At 58.7% G+C, this 19,280-nt stretch carries 17 protein-coding genes and 1 riboswitch; of the genes, 6 read left to right on the top strand and 11 right to left on the bottom strand.

The window, feature by feature from the left end; translation table 11 throughout:
* Positions 1–2 precede the first annotated feature (2 nt).
* The 6 genes from ACN0TA_RS06775 to ACN0TA_RS06750 form a co-directional block, all read right to left on the bottom strand.
* Complete coding sequence (locus ACN0TA_RS06775; RefSeq protein WP_417581092.1) at positions 3–920, bottom strand: pseudouridine-5'-phosphate glycosidase; 918 nt, start codon at positions 918–920, stop codon at positions 3–5.
* Positions 921–1,019: 99 nt separating this feature from the next.
* Positions 1,020–1,775 (bottom strand): ABC transporter ATP-binding protein, encoded by a 756-nt coding sequence (locus tag ACN0TA_RS06770; RefSeq protein WP_417581090.1) that lies wholly within the window; start codon positions 1,773–1,775, stop codon positions 1,020–1,022.
* On the bottom strand, positions 1,765–2,775 hold the full coding sequence (locus tag ACN0TA_RS06765) for a FecCD family ABC transporter permease (RefSeq protein WP_417581088.1): 1,011 nt from the start codon (positions 2,773–2,775) through the stop codon (positions 1,765–1,767). The genes ACN0TA_RS06770 and ACN0TA_RS06765 overlap by 11 nt, the downstream gene beginning before the upstream one ends.
* Positions 2,776–2,910: 135 nt before the next feature.
* Entirely contained in the window at positions 2,911–3,855 is a 945-nt protein-coding gene (locus ACN0TA_RS06760; protein ID WP_417581086.1) for an ABC transporter substrate-binding protein, read from the bottom strand.
* Complete coding sequence (locus ACN0TA_RS06755; RefSeq protein ID WP_417581084.1) at positions 3,852–4,586, bottom strand: (2Fe-2S) ferredoxin domain-containing protein; 735 nt, start codon at positions 4,584–4,586, stop codon at positions 3,852–3,854. The genes ACN0TA_RS06760 and ACN0TA_RS06755 overlap by 4 nt, the downstream gene beginning before the upstream one ends.
* Positions 4,587–4,685: 99 nt before the next feature.
* A riboswitch (cobalamin riboswitch) is annotated at positions 4,686–4,907 on the bottom strand.
* A 30-nt stretch (positions 4,908–4,937) separates the two neighbouring features.
* On the bottom strand, positions 4,938–5,576 hold the full coding sequence (locus ACN0TA_RS06750) for a DUF1028 domain-containing protein (RefSeq protein ID WP_417581082.1): 639 nt from the start codon (positions 5,574–5,576) through the stop codon (positions 4,938–4,940).
* Positions 5,577–5,868: 292 nt separating this feature from the next.
* Here ACN0TA_RS06750 and ACN0TA_RS06745 point away from each other — a divergent pair, with 292 nt between their 5' ends.
* From ACN0TA_RS06745 to ACN0TA_RS06720, 6 genes are all read left to right on the top strand, one after another.
* Complete coding sequence (locus tag ACN0TA_RS06745; RefSeq protein ID WP_417581080.1) at positions 5,869–7,422, top strand: ABC transporter substrate-binding protein; 1,554 nt, start codon at positions 5,869–5,871, stop codon at positions 7,420–7,422.
* A 187-nt stretch (positions 7,423–7,609) separates the two neighbouring features.
* A complete protein-coding gene (locus tag ACN0TA_RS06740; protein WP_417581078.1) occupies positions 7,610–8,557 on the top strand; it encodes an ABC transporter permease in 948 nt (315 codons plus the stop codon).
* The gene (locus ACN0TA_RS06735; RefSeq protein ID WP_417581076.1) at positions 8,554–10,344 is read left to right on the top strand and encodes a dipeptide/oligopeptide/nickel ABC transporter permease/ATP-binding protein; all 1,791 of its coding nucleotides are present in this window, start codon (positions 8,554–8,556) and stop codon (positions 10,342–10,344) included. The genes ACN0TA_RS06740 and ACN0TA_RS06735 overlap by 4 nt, the downstream gene beginning before the upstream one ends.
* On the top strand, positions 10,341–11,141 hold the full coding sequence (locus ACN0TA_RS06730) for an ATP-binding cassette domain-containing protein (RefSeq protein WP_417581074.1): 801 nt from the start codon (positions 10,341–10,343) through the stop codon (positions 11,139–11,141). Before ACN0TA_RS06735 ends, ACN0TA_RS06730 begins: the two co-directional genes overlap by 4 nt.
* Positions 11,142–11,145: 4 nt before the next feature.
* Positions 11,146–11,949: a FadR/GntR family transcriptional regulator gene (locus ACN0TA_RS06725; protein WP_417581072.1), complete on the top strand. Its 804-nt coding sequence runs from the start codon at positions 11,146–11,148 to the stop codon at positions 11,947–11,949.
* Complete coding sequence (locus ACN0TA_RS06720; protein ID WP_417581070.1) at positions 11,946–13,013, top strand: osmoprotectant NAGGN system M42 family peptidase; 1,068 nt, start codon at positions 11,946–11,948, stop codon at positions 13,011–13,013. Before ACN0TA_RS06725 ends, ACN0TA_RS06720 begins: the two co-directional genes overlap by 4 nt.
* A 360-nt stretch (positions 13,014–13,373) precedes the next feature.
* Here the strand turns inward: ACN0TA_RS06720 and ACN0TA_RS06715 are convergent, their stop codons facing one another.
* From ACN0TA_RS06715 to ACN0TA_RS06695, 5 genes are all read right to left on the bottom strand, one after another.
* Positions 13,374–14,891 carry an aldehyde dehydrogenase (NADP(+)) gene (locus tag ACN0TA_RS06715; RefSeq protein ID WP_417581068.1) on the bottom strand — a complete coding sequence of 506 codons (1,518 nt, stop codon included), beginning with the start codon at positions 14,889–14,891 and terminating at the stop codon, positions 13,374–13,376.
* 115 nt (positions 14,892–15,006) lie between these two features.
* Entirely contained in the window at positions 15,007–15,612 is a 606-nt protein-coding gene (locus ACN0TA_RS06710) for an ABC-type transport auxiliary lipoprotein family protein (RefSeq protein WP_417581066.1), read from the bottom strand.
* 71 nt (positions 15,613–15,683) lie between these two features.
* Positions 15,684–17,351, bottom strand: coding sequence for an MlaD family protein (locus tag ACN0TA_RS06705; RefSeq protein WP_417581064.1), 1,668 nt, complete (start codon positions 17,349–17,351; stop codon positions 15,684–15,686).
* Positions 17,352–17,354: 3 nt separating this feature from the next.
* Positions 17,355–18,140 carry an ABC transporter ATP-binding protein gene (locus tag ACN0TA_RS06700; RefSeq protein ID WP_417582084.1) on the bottom strand — a complete coding sequence of 262 codons (786 nt, stop codon included), beginning with the start codon at positions 18,138–18,140 and terminating at the stop codon, positions 17,355–17,357.
* On the bottom strand, positions 18,137–19,276 hold the full coding sequence (locus ACN0TA_RS06695) for an MlaE family ABC transporter permease (RefSeq protein WP_417581062.1): 1,140 nt from the start codon (positions 19,274–19,276) through the stop codon (positions 18,137–18,139). Before ACN0TA_RS06695 ends, ACN0TA_RS06700 begins: the two co-directional genes overlap by 4 nt.
* Between the last annotated feature and the right edge of the window lie 4 nt (positions 19,277–19,280).

The raw sequence follows: 19,280 nt of genomic DNA, 5'->3' as shown, positions 1-19,280 counted from the left end.
TGTCAGTTGCGCTTGGTTAGCGCAGCGGCAATCCGGGCCGCCACTGCTGCGTTGTTCTTGACCAACGCAATGTTGGCGACCAGCGATTTGCCATCGGTGAGCTCAAATATCCGATTGAGCAGGTACGGCGTCAGATCCTTTCGCGTCACACCCTGCCGCTCGGCGTCGGCAATCGCATCGGCAATGCGAGTGTCGATCTCGTCGGCATCGAGTGCATCGGCTTCGGGGATAGGATTGGCCACCAGAACACCACCCGGCATGTTGAGCGCCGCCTGCGTCGCTATCAGTGCCGCCACGTCCTCGGGCGTGTCCAGTCGGTAATCGACGCCATATCCGCTTTCGCGCGCAAAGAAGGCGGGGAACGCATCGGTGCCAAATCCGATAACCGGAACGCCATTGGATTCAAGCACTTCGAGGGTTTTCGGAATGTCGAGAATCGACTTCGCGCCAGCGCAAACGACAGCGACCGGCGTTTGGGACAGTTCTGTTAAATCGGCGGAAATATCGAATGTGGATTCAGCGCCGCGATGCACGCCCCCAATGCCGCCAGTCGCAAACACCTTGATGCCAGCCATGGCAGCGATCTGCATGGTTGTGGCCACCGTGGTTCCCGCCGTCAGCCCTTTGACGAGGATGGCAGCCAAATCGCGCCGCGACGCTTTTGCGGCCTCAAGTCCGGTCTTGGCCAACGCCTCTAGCGCATCTCCGGCGACGCCGACATGACACTTTCCGCCCATAATGGCGATGGTGGCGGGAATGGCGCCATTATCGCGCACCACCTGCTCGACAGCGAGCGCGGTTTGCACATTCTGGGGATAGGGCATGCCGTGGGTGATAATCGTGGATTCGAGCGCCACGACGGGCTGGCCATCGGCAAGTGCGTATTTGATCTCGGGGGAAATCTCGAGGAAGTCGGACATGTGCGGACCTTTGACGTTTGGCTGATGCAAACCACACGCGCACTGCAAGCGCAAGCGTCACAAGCAGTAGCGCATGTGCCAAAGCATTGGAAAACGGCCCTACCCCGTGATAGCGCCACGGATTCTGATCGCACCGTCGATGAACTGGGCATCGATCCTGTAAACTTCAGCCAGGCGCTCGGGTGTCAACACTTCGGGCAACGTGCCCGAGGCAGCGAGCCGACCATGGTCAAGCAGGAAGGCCCTATCGCAAAACCGGGTCGCTAGCGTCAGATCGTGAAACGACGCCAATACGGTCCGACCGCGCCGTTTGACAGCTTCAAGCAGCACATATTGATAGTGTAGGTCGAGATGGTTGTGCGGTTCATCGAGAATGTAGATTTCCGGGTCGAGTGCCAAAAGTTGGGCAAAAAACAACCGCTGCTGCTCACCCCCCGAAAGATGCGCAGCATCTTCTCCTGATCGTTCGGCTAGCCCGACGAGCCGTAGCGCCTCATCACAGCGCGCATCGGCCTGCTCCCTGCTCAAAGCAAGCGGTAGCAGCCCAAGCGCCACCACCTCATGCAGCGAAAGCCCGGCCAACGACACTGCCTCCTGAACGAGCGCGCCAACCCGCGCCGCATACACTTTTCGCGGCCAGTCCTTGAGCGGCTTGCCCTCGAGCAGCACAGCGCCGGCATTGCCCGATTCAGCGCGATAGAGCACGCGCATCAGGCTCGATTTACCGGCGCCATTCGGACCGAGCAAGGCGTGGAAGCGGCCCCGCTCCAGGGCAAACGACACATCTTCGAGCAACCGCGCCTCGCCCTTGCTGAGCGAAATGGCATCGAGGGTGAGAATGGGCTCACAGTCCACGGCGTACCCTCCTGAGAATGAAAACGAAGGGCGGCGCCGCAAACAGCGCCAGCAGGACACTAAGCGGCAGCTCTTCAGGAGCCAGTACAATGCGGCACAACAGATCGACCACAACCAGCACAATCATTCCGAGCACCACGGCGAGTGGGATCAGCCTTTTGTGGGATGCTCCAACCATCAGTCGCGCCATGTGGGGCACAATCAGGCCCACAAAGCCGATAATTCCTGCCCCCGCGACGGCTAGCCCGGTCAGAAGGGCAGCAAGCGACAAAAGCCCGAAGCGCATCACCGGAAGCGGCACGCCAAGCGCCACTGCCCGCTCGTCACCCAAAAGCACGGCGTCCAGCATCTTGGCGCAGGCAAAAGTGACGATGAACCCAAGCGGCAGCACAATGGCCAGTGGGGGAATATCGCCCCAGCGCGCTCCGGCAGCCGATCCCATCAAAAATGCCAGCGCATTGCGGGTCACATGGGGATCGGCCAGATGCAGAAAAAAGGCCGAGATCGATTGGAAGAACAAAGAAATGGCAACCCCTGCCAATATAAGCACAAGCTTATCCATGCCTCGGCCGGGCTGAAAGGCCAGTCCCAACGTCAGTATGAACGCAAGCATGGCCCCCAGAAATGCCAGAAGCTCCAGCCCGAAACTGGCGACGAATGCGGCCGGCATCCAGACGATCGCCGCTGTCGCCGCAGCCGAGGCGCCTGACGACAATCCAAGAAGATAGGGATCGGCAAGAGGATTGCGCAGCAGCCCTTGCATGATAACGCCCGACAGCGCCAGGCCACCGCCGACAAGCGCCACCATGATAACCCGCGGCAGCCGCCACTCCCAGATAATCAGTTGCAGATTGGGTTGCGCATCAGGCAGCCGCAGCAACGCCCGGATCCGCTCGTCCCACGGCAAATCTGCAGTACCCCAGAAGGCGCCGGCGATCATGGCAAGAGCCAGCGCCGCAATGGCCAGCCCAAGCATGACACCATAATTGGTATGTCTCATAAGCATAACCGGGCAAGTTTGGGAAAATCGGTCATTGAAATCAATTTCATAGTCTGTGGCTGTGCCGAGAAAACAACACTGCAGTTGGAGTTGGCGCCGGACACCTCCGGCACCAGGGTGATTGCCAAGTGCGCGCTAGTGCTCCAGCGCCAATGCTTCAAGACCAGCCGAAAGCCTATCGACGCCATCGACGAACCGCATGCCAAGGATCGTTTCGGAAAACGGCACGATGACGTAGCTCTGCGCCTTCACGGCACGGAGTTGAGACAAAACGGGGTCAGCTTCCATGTAGTCGATCTTTTCCTGTGCGGTGGACCACCCGGCGTCGTTGACCACAATAACGTCGGGATCGGCGGTCACGACCGCTTCCCACGCAAGGTCAGCCCAGCGCCCTTCTACGTCGCCCGAAATGTTGGTCAAACCCACGCTGGACAACAGCAGAGCAGGCGAACCGCAACAGCCTGCCGAATAGGGTGCGTCCGTTCCTGAATCGTAGAGAAAGGCCGTCAGGCCATCACCTGCGTTGGTCTGGAGCGCTGCGTCCAGTCGCTCGCGCAACTCCGCGCTTACGGCCTCGGCACGATCTTCGACTGCAAACAGGCTACCAAGGCGCTCAATATCGACAAAAATGGGTTCGGTCGTCATCGGCTCGGTGCCATCGTAGATCGTGCGGCACTCGGCGTTCACCAGATAGGTGCCAACCCCCATGTCGTGCCACTCTTGCTGTGTTCCCAACTGCTCATCGCGAAATGCCGATACAAAACCGGACAGCAGAAAATCAGCATTGGAGGCCAACACCACTTCGCGAGCCGGCACTTCCTCGTAATGGGTTTCGATACCATCATAGGCAGCCCGCCACTGCTCCGGAATCTCGTCTTCAAGATAGGCGGTCGCGATCAGGTGGTCCTCAAGCCCCAGCGCCAGCATGTATTCTGTCGCCTGTTGAAACACCGATATGGCGCGCGTTGGCGGGCTGTCGTAGCTGAACGCCACCTCGCCGCAACTGTCGATCGATTGTGCGAAAGCGGAACTGGCAAATAGGGAAGCGGCGACGGCAACCGTCAAGCGTGGCAAAGTCATTGCGATACCTCATGGATCACGAATTGGGAGAGTGTTTCGCCATCCTTGAGGACGGTCGAGACAAAGCGGGCAACGTCGTTGCGGTCCCGCAGGCGATACCAACGTCCAGCCGGATAATGGGCCACGACAGGGCCGTTGTTGCAGGGGAAAAGGCATCCGGTCGTGGCAACCAGACACTCTCGCGCCACACCTTGGCGCGTGAGTTCCTCTGCAAGAACGGTCCTGAGCGGTCCGGCTTCGCGGAAATTGCAGCGCGGACCATTGCAGACCAGTAGATGGTGGCGATGCGCGGGCACCTCGTCCCATCCGGCGCCGTCGATAGATCCGGCTTCCGGCGTGACCGGTTTTGCCTCCGCAGCGCGATCGATGCTCGATTGAGCGAGTGCCGCAAGCACGGCCTCATCGTCGATCTGGTCGGCGGCCAGGGCCAGGTTGCCGTCAAAGCCGCGCTCACGCTGCCAATGGGCAAGCGCCCCTGGCAACCAGGCAAATAGGCTGTCGGAAAACGGAATTCCGACCGGCTGAACCACGATAGTGCGCGCGCCTTCGCCGACCAGCGCATCCAGCGCAGTCATCGGCCCCGGCTCCCGACCCTCCATCCGCACAACGGCGCAAGGCACTGGACATGCCCGCGTTAGCGACGCCTGCAATGCCTTGAGGCGCTTACCCTTCAGATAGGGCTGCGAAATGAGAAAGAGTATGGCGTCTGGCGCCGGTGTTTCAGACGTCATCGCCCCACCTTCTCTTGCGAGAAGGCGGTCGGCTTCGTGTCAGCTTTAGTGCTGCGTAAAGATCCATTCCTGCCCCCTGCCGGCACACCTCGTCCGGCTTGTTGGTCTGTTGCAGGCGGCAGGTCTCCTGACTCGCGGCATAGTCTTTTGTTTCAAAGACCTGCAATGCCCCTTCCCGACTCGCGTCAGTGGTCTGGCATCGCAATTCGCCGCTTACAGTTGCGAGGGCAGCTCCGGAATTGGCCCCTTATGGGTAATCCGCACCGGTATTCCCTTTTCATCCGCACTCTACTTGGCGGAACCGTCAGCACAGTCAGTCATAGCGATCGACGTCGGCGGAGGCAATAGGATTTAACGCCTTGGCAGTCCGGCATAGAACTCGGCGTACTCGCCGGACCGAACTTTCTCAATCAATGTGGACAGGTCATCGAGAGGATTGCGCGCATAGTCGACGCGCACATCTATCGCCGGATAGGGCTGATCGACATAGATTTTGATCGCTGCAGACTGAATACCCCGCGCGTCGCCGCCGGCTACATCACCGGCCGTCAAGGCAGCCAGCAGACGTGATTCCAGCGGCCCGCTCGCCCGCTCGAAAGCCTCGACCATGGCTGGAACAACATCGCCATTCGCCAGCAAATTTCCCGCCACGGCAAGATCTGTCTCCAGGTGCATACCCACAGCATCTGTCAGCCCCGAACCGCACCAGCCCGCAGCGTGACCGGTACGATCGAGCACAATGAATTGGCGCCGTTCACGGTCGGGATCGGCAGTGGTCAGCGCATAAACAATGGCCTCGGCACCCTGCCCGGCCTCGAGTGCGGCCAGTCCGTCGAATGCGTAAAGCGGGTTTGTGTACCCTTGCGTCGCAAGCGCGCCCATTCCGGCCCGTGCATGGGGCACGAGCGAACCGACGGCAGGGCCGCCTGTGGCTGTCGCAACGCCGAACGCACCGCTTTTGCGGTCATGGGCAAGAATTGAGAACGTCATGGGCAGTCTATCTCCCTGCCGCCCTGGAGACGGCTTTTCTTGGCTTGGGGGCTTTGAAACGGATTAGCGGGCAACACGCCTTCGAAGCGCCCTCATGCAATTTATAGCGATAAATGTGTTGCCATGTCTATTTATGCTGATAAATTAATTCTCAGGCCAGTGCCTTCAAGACCCGTTCTTGGGGCCAAAGTCAGACCCGGACAACGATCCGGAATGTTCACGAGTCGTCGCGTTCCCGATCCGAGAAAGTGGGAGCCACTTTTTCGGGGAACGCTCCAAAGGAGAGGTTTTCATGAAGAAGCTTTTAGTCGGCGCCGCTATCGCCGCGCTGATGGCCGCATCCCCGGTCGTCGCCCAAACCCCACCCAATGTGCTGATTGTCGGCCAGATCGCAGAGCCGCAGACGCTCGACCCGCAAGTTTCCACAGCGGCCAATGATTTCCGCATCCTGACCAACGTTTTCGAAGGTCTTGTGCGCTTTGCCGAAGGCACGCTGGAAGTCGAACCTGCGCTCGCGACCGACTGGACCATTTCCGACGACGGTTTGATCTACACCTTCAATTTGCGTGAAGATGTCACCTTCCATGACGGCACGCCGTTCAACGCCGAGGCGGTCAAATTCACTTTCGATCGCATGCTCGACGAAAACCATCCCTATTATGGCACCGGCCCCTTCCCGCTTTCGTTCAACTTTGCCGATGTGACGTCGGTCGAAGTGGTTGACGATTTCACCATCGAATTCACCCTCGGCGTGCCCTTTGCGCCGTTCATGACCAATCTGGCGACCAATACTGGCGTTATCGTTTCCCCGGCCGCCGTGGCCGAGTTTGGTGAGGACTTCGGGCGCAATCCGGTCGGCACCGGCCCCTTCAAGTTCGAGGAATGGCAGTCCAACACCCGCGTTGTGGTTTCGCGCAACAATGAATATTGGGGCGACCCGGCCGGGATGGAAACTGTCGTCTTCCGCCCCATCACCGATGCCAATACCCGCGTTGCAGAAATGCTGTCAGGCGGAATCGACATCATGGTGGAAGTGCCACCCGATAACGTCTCCATGTTCGGCGACGATCCCAGCTTCACTGTCTATGACGCCGTCGGGCCGCATACATGGTACGTGATGCTCAATGCCAAGGAAGGCCCTTTCGCCGATCCGCTGGTCCGTCAGGCAGCCAACTACGCCGTCAACAAGGAAACATTGGTCAACGACGTGCTTTCGGGCACTGCCGACGTCTCCGCCGGCCCCATCCCGCCCGCTTTTGCCTGGGCCTATAACGATGCTGTAGAGCCCTATCCTTACGATCCTGAAATGGCACAGCAGCTAATCGAAGAGTCCGGGGTCGAAGACCTTTCGGTGACCTTCTACGTCACAGAAGGGGGTTCGGGTATGCTCGACCCCATCCCCATGGGCACTGCCATTCAGGCCGATCTCGAAGCTGTCGGCTTCGATGTCGAGATCGAAACCTATGAGTGGAACACCTTCCTTGCGAATGTGAACCCGGGCCTCGAAGGCAAGGCGGACATGGCGGAGATGGCCTGGATGACGTCTGACCCTGACACGCTCCCTTTCCTTACTTTGCGCACTGCGGCCTGGCCGGAAGAAGGCGGGTTCAACTCGAGCTATTATTCCAATGTCGATGTGGATGAAATGCTCGATCAGGCCCGCATGGAGACCGATCCTGAAACCCGCGCTGCCCTGTATCGCGATGTGCAGCAGGTCGTCCATGACGATGCGCCTTGGATCTTCGTGGCCAACTGGAAGCAGAACGCGGTTTCCACAGCCAACGTCGATGGGTTTGAACTCCAGCCGGACTTCAACCTGACGCTGCGCAATGTGACCAAGCATTAGCAGCGCCATGGGTAGGGACGAGGCGTAAATTCGCCTCGTCCCTCTCTCGCACTCGTCGCTTCCCGGAAAATCCGGGTGGGCGCGCCGAATGACTGGCCCGCCAGCGCGATAACGAGCTACTCGGCCCCGGTTGCACCGGGGGAGCAAGGCGGGGAGAGACATCGCCCCACAAGGAGGAAGCGCAGACATGCCCGGTTACATCCTCAAACGCCTGATTTCGGCCATCCCGGTCATCGTCGGGCTGTCGGTTATCGTTTTCGGCATCATGGCGCTGATCCCCGGCGATCCGGCGCTGGCCATTCTCGGCTCTTACGCGACACCTGAGAATGTCGCCCGGATCAATCGCGAACTCGGTCTCGACCGGCCCGTCTGGGAGCAGTATTTTGTCTGGGTCGGCAATATGGTGCAGGGCGATTTCGGCCGCTCGTTCATCCTCAATCGCCCGGTGATTGACGAAGTCCTCGAACGCTTCAGCGCCACCCTTATCCTAGCGGGCGCTTCGCTTGTGATGTGCTCGATCCTTGGCATACTCGCCGGCGTGATTTCGGCCGTCCGCCAGTTCGGTTGGACCGATCGGATTGTCACCTTCTTTGTTCTGATCGGGATTTCCACGCCAGCCTTCTGGCTGGGGCTGATCTTCATCCTGTTGTTTGCTGTACAATGGCGCATACTGCCAGCTTCGGGCATGTACGCGGTCTATGGCGGCGGCGACCTGCCTGACCTCCTGATCCATCTGATCCTGCCGGCCACAACGCTGGCCATCGTCGCCACCGGCGTTATTGCGCGTCTAACCCGCGCCGCCATGCTCGAAGTGCTGCGCCAGGATTTCGTGCGCACGGCTCGTGCCAAGGGACTGAACGAAAGCGCCGTCATCTATCGCCACGCCTTCAAGGCTGCCCTTGTTTCGATCATTCCGGTCATCGGCATTCAGGCCGGGTTCGTGATGGGCGGCGCCGTGTATATCGAAACCGTGTTCCAGTGGCCGGGCATCGGCGCGATGCTGGTCAACGCCATTTCCACGCGTGACATTCTGCTGGTGCAGGGCGGCGTATTGGTCGTCGCCGTCACCTATGTGCTCATCAACCTTCTCGCCGACGTGGCGCAGGCCATTCTGGACCCAAGGCTCAAGACATGACACAGGCGATTGCGACCACACCTCCCAAACAATCCTCTGCACGGCTATCAAGCTGGAGCCTTTTGCTCAATAACCGACTGGCGGCCGGTGGACTTGTGGTGCTTGCGCTGATTGGCGCAATGGCACTGCTTGCCCCTCTGCTCCCCATCCCCAATCCCGATGCCACCTTGCCAGCCAACCGCTTGCAACCGATATTTTCAGACGGCCATCTTCTGGGCACCGATCACCTTGGCCGCGACATCCTCGCCCGGCTCATCTGGGGCTCGCGGGTCTCGATTGCCGTAGGGCTGTCGGCCACCTTGATCGCGGCGGTTTTCGGCTCGCTTATCGGTCTTGTCTCGGGCTATGCGCGCGGCATCACTGACAACATCTTGATGCGCGGCATCGATATGCTGATGGCTTTTCCCTACATCCTGCTGGCGCTAGCCATTGTCGCAGTGCTCGGGCCGGGACTGCTCAATGCGCTCTACGCCATCGCCATAGTCAATATTCCCTTCTTTGCCCGTAATGTGCGCGGCATCGCCGTGGGCCTGGCAAGCCGCGAGTTTGTCGATGCGGCCCGGCTTTCGGGCAAATCGCACGCGGCGATCCTTTTCTCCGAAGTGCTGCCCAACGTGCTGCCGGTCATCGTCATCACCATGTCCACCACCGTGGGCTGGATGATCCTTGAGACCGCCGGGCTGTCGTTTCTCGGCCTCGGCGCGCAACCGCCCCAGTCCGATCTGGGCTCCATGCTCGGCGAAGGCCGCCGCCTGTTGTTCAATGCGCCCCACGTTTCCATCATCCCCGGCCTGATGATCTTTGCCATCGTCATGAGCATCAACCTTTTGGGCGACGGGGTGCGCGACGTTCTCGATCCCCGCCTACGGGCGGGAGACCTCACCCGCCCCCTTTCGGTAACGCGCATCGAGCGCAAAAAAGCTGTCGAGCCGCAGGAAAAGCCCACTGCAATCCTCGACGTTCGCAACCTCGAAACCAGCTTCCAGCGCGGCAGGGCCACGATGCCGGCAGTGAAAGACATTTCCTTCACTCTCGATAAGGGGGAATGCATGGGGCTGATCGGGGAGTCCGGGTCGGGTAAATCTGTCACAGCCCTCTCCCTGCTCGGCCTCGTTGCCTCCCCTCCGGGCATCATCACAAACGGTTCGGTTTCTATCGAGGGAGAAGATGTATTTTCGCGTTCGGAGAGCGGCATCAGAGCATTGCGCGGCTCGAAGGTTGCCTATGTGTTTCAGGACCCGCTGACCACCCTTCACCCGCTATACAAGGTGGGTGAGCAGATCGCCGAGGCGATTACCACGCACCAGCCGGTCGGCAAGAGCGAAGCGAAAAAGCGCGCCATTGAATTGATGGAACAGGTGGGAATCCGCGACGCGGCCGAACGCGTTGATGCCTTCCCCCATGAAATGAGCGGCGGGCAACGCCAGCGTATCGGCATTGCCATGGCATTGGCCAACGATCCCGATATCATCATCGCGGACGAGCCAACAACAGCCCTGGACGTTACAGTTCAGGCAAAAATCCTCGATTTGCTGCAAACCCTGCGGCGAGAGCGGGGCATGGCGCTCCTGCTCATCACCCATGATTTCGGTGTGGTTGCCGAGGTCTGCGACCGTGTAGCGGTGATGAAGGATGGCGCCATTGTGGAAAGCGGCAAGACGCTCGATGTCTTGCGCGCGCCGCAGCATGACTACACCAAAAAGCTCATCGCGTGTGTGCCCGAATTGGGCAAGGGCAAGGACTTCCTTGCCACTGTCCGTCCATTGTTTGCGGAGGGCAAATCATGACCAATGCCATCGTCGTAAAGGATCTGGTCAAGACATTCGGCGGCAATCGCGCGCTGTTTGGCGGCAAGAGCCATGAAGTTCAGGCTGTAAAGGGGGTATCGTTCGAATTGCAACAGGGCGAAACCCTTGCAATCGTTGGTGAAAGTGGATCAGGCAAATCTACAATCGCACGTATGCTGGTTGGACTGGAAGCACCAACGTCTGGTTCGATCGAAATCGGCGGCAAGGAATATGCAGCGCTGCAATCGGAAGGATCTCGCGCATTTGGCCAGATGATACAGTATGTGTTTCAGGATCCTGTTGCATCTTTGAATCCGCGCAAGACGATAGACAAGATACTTGATGTCCCGCTCAACCTTTTGCGCGACTATGATGCCGACAAACGAAAGGCCCGCAAGCGCGAGTTGCTCGACGCTGTGCAGATGCCCAAGGATACCCTGGAGCGCTACCCGCACGAATTCTCCGGTGGCCAGGCCCAGCGCATCGCCATAGCTCGCGCGTTGGCGGCAGAGGCCAAGATCATGGTTCTCGACGAGCCGGTATCGGCCCTCGATGTGTCGGTCCAGGCCCAGGTACTGCTGTTGCTTGACGATCTCAAGCGCGAGTTCGGCCTCTCTTACCTTTTCATCAGCCATGATCTGGCTGTCGTCGAGTCCGTTTCGAACCGCGTTGCCGTCATGTATCTGGGCAACATGGTCGAACTCGACACTGCCGAGAAACTGTTTGCCGCACCGGGTCACGACTATACAAGGGAGTTGATTGCCAGCGCGCCCAAGCTGGCCGCAGCAGCCCAATAGACTCATGATCACCCTGGACACACCCTCCCCCCTCCGCCGCAAGCGTACCGACGAAATCGTCGATGCGATCAAGAAGACAATCATCGAGCACGGTCTGCAGCCCGGAGACCGGCTGCCGCAGGAGCGCGAGCTCATGGAGCAGTACGCGGCGTCCAAGGGCACGATCCGCGAAGCGCTGAAATCGCTCGAGGTACAGGGACTGATCCGCACCCGCACCGGGCCTGGTGGCGGGGCGTTCATCGACACCATGTCTGAAAATCGGGCAATGAGCCTGCTGTCGAACTACCTGTTCGCCAAAACCGTGACCATCGGCGAAATCTATGCGCTGCGAAAGGTCCTCGAGCCGTTGGTCGCCGTTAGCGCAATGACCAATATGGATGAAACAGCCTATCGGCGCCTTGATGGCATTATTGCGATTTACGACCATGAGCCCGCCGATGCTCAGGAGCGCTGGGACCAGCGCATGGCCGAGCTCGATTTCCATGCGGTCGTCGCCGAATATGCAGACAACGCACTTCTGGCATTCACCTGCCGCTTCCTGCAACGACTCCTGAAAGATCTCGCTGTCTGCCATGACATCTATATCCAGCCCAAGCCGGTGCTGCGTGCGCAAGGGATCCAATACCAACGCAAGATGATTGCCGCCATGCAGGCCGGCGATGCTGAAAGTGTTCATGCGATCATGTCGGATCATATGGCCTATGCCGAACGTTCAATGCTGGACCTGCAGGCCGAGTTGAACGGTGACTTTCTCCACGATCCCGTGGCCCGCGGTGGTAACGAAAAACGGCGAAAGAGGCAAAAATGATCGACATAGGATACCTCAAGCGCTGCCTTGAAGACCTCGTCAACACCCCGTCCCCCGTCGGAATGACCGAACGCGCCAGTGTCAAGCTCGCCGCCTGGCTTGAAACGCTAGGCTATCAGGTGCGTTACACCCGCCGCGGTGTGCTTAGCGTTACGCTCGGTACTGGCGAACCGCGCCGGGCATTGGCAGCACATATCGACACGCTAGGTGCCATGGTCATAGGCTTCCACAGCAACGGCCGTCCCAGGTTGCGCAATACCGGAACATGGGCGGCACGTTTTGCCGAAGGAGCGCGCTGCACCATCTTTACCGACACTGGCCAATTGCGCGGCACCATCCTGCCCCTCAAGGCTTCGGGTCATCTGTTCAACACCGAAGTCGATACCCAACCCGCCGATTGGGACAACCTTGAAGTGAGGCTTGATGAATTTTCCAATGTTGAGGCAATTTCCGGTCACCGAACGGACAAGTCCACACCTTTTGGCGTCAATGTTGGCGACATAATCGCCATCGACGCACAGCCCGAATTTCTCGAAAACGGCTTTATCGTTTCCCGCCATCTTGACGACAAGGCCGGTGTTGCCTGCCTTTTGGCGGCACTCAAGCACTTCTCAGATCAAGGCATCTCGCCTTCCGTTCCAGTCCAGGTGATGTTCACGATTTCCGAGGAAGTGGGGATCGGGGGAACGCACGGATTTGGTGAACAGGTTCAAGAACTTGTGGCCGTCGACAACGGTGTCACCGGCCCCGGTCAGACCACGCACGACGCCGCTGCAACCATCGCTTTTCGCGACCGGACAGGCCCGTTCGACCTGCCGATCACCAAGCACCTTCTCGCGCTGGCGCAGGCCAATGACATCACCCATGTGCGCGATACCTTCCGCTCCTACCGCTCCGATAGTGCCGCCGCCATCGACGCGGGCTGGGATCTGCGGGTCGGACTGATCTGTTTTTCGCTGGACTCGTCGCATGGCTGGGAGCGAACGCATATCAAGTCACTGGAAGAACTGACGAAATTGATTGTCGCCTATATCGGAAGCGATTTGGTTCCTCTCCCCGTCTGAGCGGAACCGACGCGGTTTATCCCCGCTGTTACTGAACCTGCCATAATGGATGCGGAACTGGTGTATCAGCGCTCGGAACCAATAAGGAATCAGAGCCGCTTTCCGTTGGGCTTTTGCGCAGGGCCGGCAGCACATTGACATCTGCCCTGCCCCAAATCATGACGACGGAAATGTGGCAGCTTGGCATGACTTTGTATCGCTGGCTGCTACCGATCCTGCTGTGCACCGGCCGCAGATGGCGAGGGAAAAGCGCTTTATCACGCTCCGATATCTTCCAGCTGAAAATGAGGACGTGAACGCGCTGGGCTTTCCGTAGCAATTCGGGCCGGAGCGCCTCGCGCTCCGGCCCGTTGGTTATGCTTATCCCTGAAGATCCGCCGGGAGCAGCGCATCGGGGATATTCTGGTAAGACACCGGGCGCAGGAAGCGACGGATCGACAAGGTACCGACCGAAGTATGCCCGAAGTTTGTCGAGGCCGGGTAAGGCCCGCCATGCACCATGGCATCGGCAACTTCAACACCCGTGGGGAAGCCATTGGCCAGAACCCGCCCCGCCTTACGCTCAAGGATCGGCAGCAACGTCCGCCCCAATTCCGCGTCGCCTTGATCCATATGGATCGTGCATGTCAGCTGCCCCTGCAAGGACTTGGCAATCGTGCGCATCTGATCTTCGTCCTTGACGGTAACGATCAATCCTAGCGGACCAAATACCTCTTCACCGAGCGCGTGGTTTGCAAGCCAAGTGTCCCCATCAGTTTCGAAAAGATAGGGCGTCGCGTTCCGTAAATCACAAGTCGAGGTCAAAAGCTCCTGCACGCCGGCGGAACCGGCAATACGGTCCCGCCCGTCGCGGTAGGCCTTGGCGATCCCATCGGTTAACATAGTCTGCGGTCCGACTTCCGAAAGCGCAGCTTTGGCCATTGCGGCAAACTTCGATGCCGTTTCACCTTCTATAACCACTGCGATACCGGGGTTCGTACAGAACTGACCAGCGCCCATAGACAGCGAACCAGCCCAGCCTTTTGCCATTTCATCGGCCCTTGCGTTGAGCGCTTCTGGCAGAACGAACATGGGATTGACCGAGCCAAGCTCGCCAAAGAACGGAATCGGCTCAGGACGCGAAGCACAGAGGTCGAAAAGCGCCCTGCCTCCACCGAGCGAACCCGTAAAGCCGACGGCCTTGATATCGGGATGCTGAACCATCGCCTGACCTACCGAGCGGTCACCACCCTGGACCAGCGAAAACACGCCCGGATGCAGGTCGAGTTTCTGACGAGCGGCATCGATAGCCTGCGCGACGATCTCACCGGTGCCAGGGTGCGCGCTGTGACCCTTTACGACCACCGGACAACCTGCGGCAAGCGCCGCAGCTGTATCGCCGCCGGCGGTGGAAAACGCCAACGGGAAATTTGATGCACCGAACACGGCGATCGGTCCGATAGGGCGCTGTACCATCTTGATGTCCGGACGCGGCGCAGGCTTGCGATCAGGGAGCGCTTCGTCATGGCGACGATCGAGGTAGTCGCCCTTCAGGATGTGATCGGCAAAGAGGCGCAGCTGACCTGTGGTCCGGCCTCGTTCCCCTTCCAGGCGGGCCGCGGGCAAACCGGATTCCTGGGTGCCAATTTCGGTGATTTCTGCGCCGCGCGCTTCGATCTCGTCCGCGATCAGATTGAGGAATTTGGCGCGATCTTCGCGGCTGGAATAGCCATAAGACCAAAATGCCTCTTCGGCCGCTTTTGCAGCCTTATCAACAAGCGCAGGCGTGCCAACAGCGAACTGGTGGCTTGGTCCCGATGCTGGCTCGGACGCAAATGTGCCAGCGCCGTCAACCCATTCTCCCGCGATCAGATGCTTGCCGGTGGGCTCGAAGGTCATGTTGTTTCCTCTTTGGTCTATTGGTCGGCGTGATGCCGAAAAGATTAAGTATGACTTATTTATCGCAGCGCCGGTTTACAACCCCGGACCGCAGTCAGCCGCTACAACTTTTTGCTTAGACGCGCGCTGCGGTCCAATCCACGATCTGGCGCAGCAGGGCGTCAACCGCACTGTTGAGGGCACCGACAACGTTGGTCTGATCGAGAGAGGCCGAAGGCACATCGGCGCTGAACGTCTGGCTGGCGATGACAGTGCGACTGCGATCGCTGACAAGTTGTATGGCGAGTGCAACGCGGGCAATGGCGTCACCACTCGTGGTATCGAGCTCGAACGCCCGGATGTCCGTCGACAAGATCACATCAAGCGCGATGGGGTCGGTGGGTTTGCCGATATTGGTCACGCCGGCATCTCGAAATGCCTGCAACATGCGTGTTTGAACCAGCATGGGAAGTGTATCGGACCATTGAGAATCGCTGAGATAGCTCAACACCCCGCCCGGCTGACGCACGACGATCCTTTGGGTATCATAGGTTGAAATTGTTGCCGGTTCGCGCACGACGATAGTCCGATTGCTGCGCTGCGTGACAGGACTGGGCGCGCCCGGTGTCAGATCATAGGTAACAGGAGCCGATGCCCCCAGCCCGATACAACCGCCAAGCGTTGACGTCAGACCCGCTGCGGACAGCGAGAGAAAGGCGCGGCGGCCAAAATTTGCAGTCATCTGACTCGTCCCTTGTTTCCGTTTCCGCTCTCAAGCCGAAAAATCCCATTCATTCTGACGGGCAGCGTTAGTTACGGGGTGAAATCGCGCACGGTTTCTCCGCCGAAGACCAGTGACTGCGGATTGCGCTCAATTTGTTGCATAACGCGGTTGAACAGCTCAAGGCTCCGAACAGCCTCATTTGCTAGAGTGGTATAAGCACCCAGACCGTTATTGGTGAAGTTGGTAAGACCATTTGATATCGCAAGCGTGCGCTCATCCAGCGCATTTGCAAGGCTTTCGATCGAATTGGCAGCAGTCGCAATATCGGCGATCACCCTCTGTCCTTCTGGCGAAGCAGCGACACGGTTCAGCGTGTCGGAGAGTTCGCGGATCGACGTGGCCGCTTCACTGAAATCGGCGAACAGCGATTGTCCATCATCTGATGCTACCATGCCGTCCACACGGTTGATCAATTGCCGCAGCGAGGTCGCCGTCTCCCCAAATTCCTCAAACAACATGCGCCCGTCCTCGGTGGTTATCATGCCATCGATGCGTGCGATGATCGTGTCAGCGCGTTCGGTCGCGTTACCCAACGTCTCGGTAAATGCGCGCGTATTCGTCAGAATCTGATCAACATTGACGGCGTTGTTGCCCAGCGCAGTTGAAAATGAGTCAATGTTGTCCATGGCGCGCGCGATGACATCAGGGTTTACAGCAGCGGAGGCGCGGTCAATCAGACCGAGTGTATCCTGCAGACCATCGGACACACCCGACAGATTTGTTGCAAGGACGCGGGCATCATCGAAAAAGCCCTGAATGTTGTCCGTGTTGTTTGCAAGCGTCTGCGCGAATGTCCCGATATCGGAGACTGTCGAGCGAACATCCTCTGGAGGAATTGCCGCCACGATTTCTCGCACTTGTACTGTGAGGTCCCGCAATTCGTCGGCCAGCGGGCCTATCCGTTCGCTTGTCTCGGTCATTGAAGTCAGGAAACCGTCAATGCCATCGGAATTGGAAGCAAGCGCCGAAGAAAACGCCTCAGCATTGGCAATGGTTTGCGAGAGATTTTCACGATTATCGGAGACCAACAGCTCTAACTCGGAGAGCGTCGCCGTCGCGCTCTCGAGAGCGGAGCTGACGTTTGACACAACGGTATCAAAATCGGATCCGTCTCCGGCCCCAGCCACAAGGTTGGCCAACCCGCTGGACAATTCATCAATGCTTGCCAGGGTCGAGGCGAGCCGTTCTTCGTTGGAGGCAAAAAAGGTATCTATACGCTCGAATGTGGACTCTGCGCTGGCAATTATGTCACGCGCGCCTTCCATTATGAGCTGGAAATCCGACGCTTCGCCCCGCATCACGGCGATGGTCTGTCCTGGTTGAGGTTCGAGCCGTCCTGCCTCCAATGTGCCGCCGAGCAACTGAATATTGGCGAACCCCGTCAGCCCCTGCACCTCTAGAATTGCGCGCGTGTCACTCATGACAGGCGCATCGGCTTCTACGCCGATCCGCGCCAGCACCTGACTGGGATCATCGGGATTTATAGACACAGCCTCGACGGTACCTACGGGTAGACCGTTGAAGAGAACGTTGGTGCCGGGTGCCAGGCCAGTGACAGCACCATCAAAGACAATGCGATACGCTGCGCGTTCTCTGACCTGGTCGGCAATCGAAAACCAATAAACAAAGCCCATGAACCCGACGAGAACCAAGGTCACGAAGGCTCCGACTATGGCGTAGTTGGCTTTATTTTCCATCGTTTAGGTCCGCTCCAAATGATGTTCGGCGCGGGGGCCGTGGAAATAGTCGACGAGCCATTGATCGTCGGATGCCTGCAGTTCGGCCAGGGTGCCCACCTGCAGCAGCTTGCCCTGCCCCAGCGCTGCAATACGGTCGCAGACCGTTACGAGGCTGTCGAGGTCATGGGTCACCATATAGACGGTTAGGCCCAGTGCCGTCTTGAGGTTCAACACAAGTTCATCGAACCTTGCTGCACCTATTGGATCCAGCCCGGCTGTTGGCTCGTCGAGAAAAATGACGTCAGGATCAAGGGCGAGAGCACGCGCCAATGCCGCACGTTTGATCATGCCGCCGGACAGCTCAGACGGGTAGAGATTTTCCGATTCCGGGCTCAGACCGACAAGATCAATCTTGAAGCGCGCAATCTCGCGACGCAACTTCTTGGGAATTTCAAAATGCTCTCGCATTGGAAATTCGACGTTCTCAAGAACTGTCAGCGAAGAAAATAGCGCGCCTTGCTGAAACAGCACCCCCCAGCGGCGTTCCATCGCAACGCGCTGGCGTGACGAAAGACTGGAATAGTCCTGTCCGAAAACCTCGATTATTCCGCCACGCTTGGGCAACAGACCGATCAACGCACGCAAGGTCACTGACTTGCCCGAACCGGACGGCCCTATGACCCCCAAGACTTCTCCCCTGCGAACATCAAGCGAGAAGCCGTCGATGACCATTCGATCTCCGAACCCCACCTCAAGGTCACGAATGGAAATGATGGGATCTGGGGCTGATGCGACGACCACGGCTATACTCCTATGGCCGCGAAAAACATAGCGAACAGTCCGTCCGCCACGATGACCAGAAAGATGGAGCGGACCACCGATGCCGTTGTATGCCGACCAAGAGATTCAGCGCTTCCCTGGACCTTAAAACCCTCATTGGTGGCTACTAGGCCGATAATGACCGCCATAAAGGGTGCCTTGACCATCCCCACAAGCAGCGTCTGCAAATTGAGAGCGCCTTGCAACCGATCGAGAAATATGTCGAATGGAATTCCGCCATACACCAGAGCCACGATTGCTGCGCCCAAAAGCCCCGACAGCGCGCCAATGAAGGCGAGAAATGGCAGCCCAATCAACAAGGCGATAATGCGTGGCAAAATAAGAACCTGATAAGGGTCGACTCCCATGACCTTTAGCGCGTCAAGCTCTTCGCGCATCCGCATTGAGCCCAATTCCGCAGTGATGGCCGACCCTGATCGACCGGCAATCATGATGGCCGCGAGCAAAAGCCCCACCTCACGCAGCATCAGGATCGCGGCAAGATCAACGACATAGATCGCAACGCCAAAATTGTTGAGTTGCAGGATCGACTGCTGGGTAATAATCGCGCCGACAACGACCGAAATCAGCATCACGATTGGAACTGCCCGAAAGGCGATTAGATCAAGCTGATTGACCAGTGCGGCTACCCTGAAAGGCGCCCGAAACGTCAGAGTTGCGCCCGCGGCGGCAATAACGCGACCGAGCACCGCGTGGATGCTCACGACGTCACCGAGCGCACTTGTCGTCATATGTCCGAGCCGGTCAAATGGCCGCATGAGCCAAGGCAGCTTGGATTTTGCGACGGGAGCATGTGGCTCGATGGCATTAACGTGGCTAAGCAGAGCTTTCTGCGCCTCGGTGGTACCGGTTATCACAGTCTCGACGGACGCGCCGATCTGATCTCTGCGCCGGGCAAGAAGAAACGCACCAACAGTATCCAGAGCTGTCACCCCGGCGAGGTCAAACTCGAGCCGGCTTGGCGCAGCGTCGCCCGAGAAGGCCGCTTCTATTCGTGATTGAATCTGGCGTGTCCACTGCGTCGTCCACGCACCCGAGAGGCGAGCAACGAGAACACCACCGGCGCCGGACATCTCGATCTGGGGCTCATCGAGCTGGGTCATGACG

This window comes from Pelagibacterium sp. (assembly GCF_048264985.1).
Taxonomy (GTDB): domain Bacteria; phylum Pseudomonadota; class Alphaproteobacteria; order Rhizobiales; family Devosiaceae; genus Pelagibacterium.
The sequence above is the reverse complement of the archived record's forward strand: the minus strand, read 5'-3'. Positions and strand labels throughout refer to the sequence as shown.

Coding starts and splice junctions, on each gene's coding strand:
- ACN0TA_RS06775 (WP_417581092.1), bottom strand. CDS start 920: ATGTCCGACTTCCTCGAGATTTCCCCCGAGATCAAATACGCACTTGCC.
- ACN0TA_RS06765 (WP_417581088.1), bottom strand. CDS start 2,775: ATGAGACATACCAATTATGGTGTCATGCTTGGGCTGGCCATTGCGGCG.
- ACN0TA_RS06760 (WP_417581086.1), bottom strand. CDS start 3,855: ATGACTTTGCCACGCTTGACGGTTGCCGTCGCCGCTTCCCTATTTGCC.
- ACN0TA_RS06755 (WP_417581084.1), bottom strand. CDS start 4,586: ATGACGTCTGAAACACCGGCGCCAGACGCCATACTCTTTCTCATTTCG.
- ACN0TA_RS06750 (WP_417581082.1), bottom strand. CDS start 5,576: ATGACGTTCTCAATTCTTGCCCATGACCGCAAAAGCGGTGCGTTCGGC.
- ACN0TA_RS06745 (WP_417581080.1), top strand. CDS start 5,869: ATGAAGAAGCTTTTAGTCGGCGCCGCTATCGCCGCGCTGATGGCCGCA.
- ACN0TA_RS06740 (WP_417581078.1), top strand. CDS start 7,610: ATGCCCGGTTACATCCTCAAACGCCTGATTTCGGCCATCCCGGTCATC.
- ACN0TA_RS06735 (WP_417581076.1), top strand. CDS start 8,554: ATGACACAGGCGATTGCGACCACACCTCCCAAACAATCCTCTGCACGG.
- ACN0TA_RS06730 (WP_417581074.1), top strand. CDS start 10,341: ATGACCAATGCCATCGTCGTAAAGGATCTGGTCAAGACATTCGGCGGC.
- ACN0TA_RS06725 (WP_417581072.1), top strand. CDS start 11,146: ATGATCACCCTGGACACACCCTCCCCCCTCCGCCGCAAGCGTACCGAC.
- ACN0TA_RS06720 (WP_417581070.1), top strand. CDS start 11,946: ATGATCGACATAGGATACCTCAAGCGCTGCCTTGAAGACCTCGTCAAC.
- ACN0TA_RS06715 (WP_417581068.1), bottom strand. CDS start 14,891: ATGACCTTCGAGCCCACCGGCAAGCATCTGATCGCGGGAGAATGGGTT.
- ACN0TA_RS06710 (WP_417581066.1), bottom strand. CDS start 15,612: ATGACTGCAAATTTTGGCCGCCGCGCCTTTCTCTCGCTGTCCGCAGCG.
- ACN0TA_RS06705 (WP_417581064.1), bottom strand. CDS start 17,351: ATGGAAAATAAAGCCAACTACGCCATAGTCGGAGCCTTCGTGACCTTG.
- ACN0TA_RS06695 (WP_417581062.1), bottom strand. CDS start 19,276: ATGACCCAGCTCGATGAGCCCCAGATCGAGATGTCCGGCGCCGGTGGT.